Here is a 3,965-nt window from a genome sequence, read left to right on the forward strand (position 1 = left end):
GCCGGCTCGACACCACGGGACGGCCGCCGGCGTTCCAGGCGGTGGTCGCCGCCATCGACGCCAATCCGCAGCTGGTGCGCTGGACCGCCGTCTTTGCCCAGCGCAATGCCGAGCTGCTGCTGGCTCGGCTCAAGCCCTATCCGGACGTGCGGATCGCGGCTGGCTGGCGCCACTATAACGAAACCAATGACGATGCCGTGCGCCTGACCGTCTCGGTGCCGATCCCCGTGTTCGACCAGAACCAGGGCAACATCCTCTCGGCACAGGAAAGCCTCGCCAAGACCAAGGCCGAGCGCGAGGCCAACCGCAACACGCTGATCGTGATCGCCGGCCGCGCCTATGACTCGCTCCAGGGCTCGCTGCGCGAGCTCGCGATCTTGCGCGAGACCGCTATCCCCAAGGCCGTCGAGGCCTCCGAGGCGATCTCGCAAGGCTATGGCCAGGGCCGTTTCACTTTGCTCGAGGTGCTCGACGCCCAGGCGAGCGTCACCCAGGCGCGGCTGCGCGAGCAGGAGGCGCTCCAGAACTTCCACGCGGGCGTTGCGACCATCGAAGGCCTCGTCGGCAATCCCTTCACGCTGGCGCGGGAGAGCGCACGATGAAGACGTCCTCCACCATTCTCGTGGCCATCGTTGCCGCCGGGCTCGGCGCTTACGGCTATTCCCTGCTCGCGCCGGCCAAGCCCGCGCACAGCGAGCATTCCGAGCATTCCGAACCGAAGAAGCCGAACGACCATGTCGAGCAGGACGAGCACGGCGCCGACCGCATCCGCATCTCCGACGTCAAGCTGGCGGCCGCAGGCGTCACGCTGGCGGAGGCTGCGAGCGCGACACTGACCGACACGCTCGCCTTCAACGGCATTCTGCGCGCCAACCAGGAAGCGGTCGTGCAGGTAACGCCGCGCTTCCCGGGCCTCGCCAAATCCATCCAGAAGCGCATCGGCGACAAGGTCGCCAAGGACGACCTGCTCGCCGCGATCGAGAGCAATCAGAGCCTCACCGTCTACGAGCTGAAGGCGCCGATTGCCGGAACTATCATCGAACGGCAGATCTCGCTCGGCGAATACGCTTCCGAGCAGAAGCCGGCCTTCGTCGTCGCCGACCTCTCCACCATCTGGGTCGATCTGTCGATCTACCGGCAGGACCTCAGGCGCGTCCGCCTCAATGACGAGGTGCTGATCGATCCCGATGACGGCCGCGGCGAGATCAAGGGCACGATCTCCTACATGGCGCCGATCGGCTCGAGCGAGACCCAGACCGCATTGGCCCGCGTGGTGCTGCAAAATCCGGACGGCCGCTTACGCCCCGGCCTGTTCGTCACGGCACGGCTGATCCTCGCTGCCCGCAACGTCGCGGTCGCCGTGCGCCGGAGCGCGATCCAGACCCTGGAGAACCGGACCATCGTGTTCGTCCGCGAGGACGGCGACAAGATCGAGGCGCGCCCCGTGGAGCTTGGCGATTCCGATCCGCGTCATGTCGAGATCAAGGCAGGCCTGTCCGCTGGCGAGCACTACGTCGCCGAGAACAGCTTCGTCGTGAAGGCGGAGATGGGCAAGGGCGAGGCCGAGCATGATTGAGCGCCTCATCGCCGTCTCGCTGCAGCAGCGCTGGCTGGTCCTCGTGCTCGCGCTCGGCGCCATCGCTTTCGGAGCCTGGAATTTCCAGCGCCTTCCGATCGACGCAGTGCCTGACATCACCAACGTCCAGGTCCAGATCAACACCCGCGCGCCCGGCTATTCGCCGCTCGAGACCGAGCAGCGCATCACCTTCCCGGTCGAGACCGCGATGGGCGGCCTGCCGAAACTCGACTACACGCGCTCGCTGTCGCGCTACGGCCTCAGCCAGGTGACGGTCGTCTTCAAGGACGGCACCGACATCTTTTTCGCCCGCCAGCTCGTCGGCGAACGCATCCAGCAGGTGAAGGACCAGCTTCCGGCCGGCGTCGAGGTCGCGATGGGGCCGGTCTCGACCGGGCTCGGCGAAATCTTCATGTACACCGTCGAGGCCAAGGCAGGCGCGAAGACGCAAGGCGGCCACGACTATTCGCTGACCGATTTGCGCACCGTGCAGGACTGGATCATCCGGCCGCAGCTTCGCAACGTGCCTGGGGTGATCGAGGTCAACACCATCGGCGGCTTCGAGCGGCAGTTCCATGTACTGCCCGACCCGGGCAAACTGATGGCCTACCGGCTCGGCTTTCGCGACGTCATGACCGCGCTCGCCGCCAACAACGCCAATGTCGGCGCCGGCTATATCGAGCGCAACGGCGAGCAATATCTGGTTCGCTCGCCGGGCCAGGTCGGCACGATGGGCGAAATCCAGGACATCGTGATCGGCGCGCGCGGCGGCAATCCCGTCAGGATCAGGGACGTCGCGACCGTCAGGGAAGGCCGCGATCTTCGCACGGGCGCAGCGACGTGGAACGGCGAAGAGACCGTGCTCGGAACCGCCATGCTGCTGATCGGCGAGAACAGCCGCAGCGTGGCCCGCCGCGTCGCAGCCCGGCTCGAGGACATCGCCAAATCGCTGCCCGAAGGCGTCGTGACGCGGACCGTCTACGATCGCACCGATCTGGTCGAAGCCACCATCCGCACGGTCAAGAACAATTTGCTGGAAGGCGCGGCGCTGGTGGTGGCGGTGCTGTTCCTGATCCTCGGCAACATCCGCGCGGCCCTCGTGGTGGCCTGCGTCATCCCGCTGTCCATGGCGATGACGATCACCGGCATGGTCGAGACAAAAGTCAGCGCCAACCTGATGAGCCTGGGCGCGATCGATTTCGGCATCATCGTCGACGGCGCCGTGATCATCGTCGAGAACTGCCTGCGCATGCTGGCCGCGGCCCAGCGCGAGAAAGGCGGGCTGCTGACGACCTCAGAGCGGCTGCGCGCGATCCTGCGCGGATCGAGCGAGGTGATCAAGCCAAGCCTGTTCGGAACGCTGATCATCGCAGTGGTCTATCTGCCCGTGCTGACGCTCACCGGCGTCGAGGGCAAGATGTTCACGCCGATGGCGCTGACCGTCTTGATGGCGCTGGGTGCCGCCGTGCTGTTCTCAATCACCTTCGTGCCGGCGGCCGTTGCCATCTTCGTCACCGGCAAAGTATCCGAACACGAGAACCTGTTCATGCGGGCCGCGAAACGCGCTTACCTGCCCCTGCTCCGCTTCGCCATCGACAACCGGGGCATGGTCGCCATCATGGCCGCACTCATCGTGATCGCGAGCGGCATCGCCGCGTCGCGGATGGGCGGCGAGTTCATTCCGAGCCTGGACGAGGGCGACGTCGCGCTGGCTTCGATCCGGATTCCCGGCACCAGCCTCACCCAGTCGCTGGATCTTCAGAAGGCGCTGGAAAAACGCATCAAGCAAATCCCTGAAGTGAAGGAGTTCTTCACCCGCATCGGCACCGCCGAGATCGCGACCGACCCGATGTCGCCGGCGCAGACCGATGGCTACGTCATGCTGAAGCCGCGCGCCGAATGGCCCGACCCGGACAAGCCGAAATCGGAGGTGATCGAGGCCATCGAGCATGCCGCTGACGAGATTCCCGGCAGCGCCTATGAAATCTCCCAGCCGATCCAGTTCCGTGTCAACGAGCTGATCTCCGGCGTGCGCACCGACGTCGGGGTCAAGATCTTCGGCGACGACCTCGACATCCTGCAAGGCGCAGCAAGACAGGTGGAGGCCGCGATCCGCGGCATCCGCGGCGCCAGCGACGTCAAGATCGAGCAGGTCTCCGGCCTGCCGATCCTCACCGTCCGCCTCGACCGCCAGGCGCTTGCCCGCTATGGCCTCAGCATCAGTGAGGTGCAGGGCATCGTCGAGATCGCGGTCGGCGGCAAATCGGCCGGCAAGCTGTTCGAGGGCGACCGCCGCTTCGACATCGTCGTGCGCCTGCCGGAACACCTGCGCGGCAATCTCGAGGCGATCCGGGCGATCCCGATCCCGCTGCCGCCCGGTGAGGAGGCC

At 66.2% G+C, this 3,965-nt stretch carries 3 protein-coding genes; all 3 read left to right on the forward strand.

Annotated elements, in window-relative coordinates; genetic code table 11:
* Window positions 1-602, forward strand: a 602-nt coding sequence (locus tag MOV75_RS29695; RefSeq protein ID WP_247007102.1) for a TolC family protein, incomplete at its 5' end; no start/stop codon positions are given.
* Window positions 599-1,576, forward strand: coding sequence for a divalent metal ion exporter adaptor subunit IhpB (gene ihpB / locus MOV75_RS29700; protein WP_246930902.1), 978 nt, complete (start codon window positions 599-601; stop codon window positions 1,574-1,576). The genes MOV75_RS29695 and ihpB, both read left to right, overlap by 4 nt.
* The coding region (locus MOV75_RS29705; protein WP_247007103.1) for an efflux RND transporter permease subunit at window positions 1,569-3,965 on the forward strand (2,397 nt) is incomplete at its 3' end. The genes ihpB and MOV75_RS29705, both read left to right, overlap by 8 nt.

Origin of the sequence: Bradyrhizobium sp. PRIMUS42 (assembly GCF_023006515.1) — a bacterium.
Classification (GTDB): domain Bacteria; phylum Pseudomonadota; class Alphaproteobacteria; order Rhizobiales; family Xanthobacteraceae; genus Bradyrhizobium.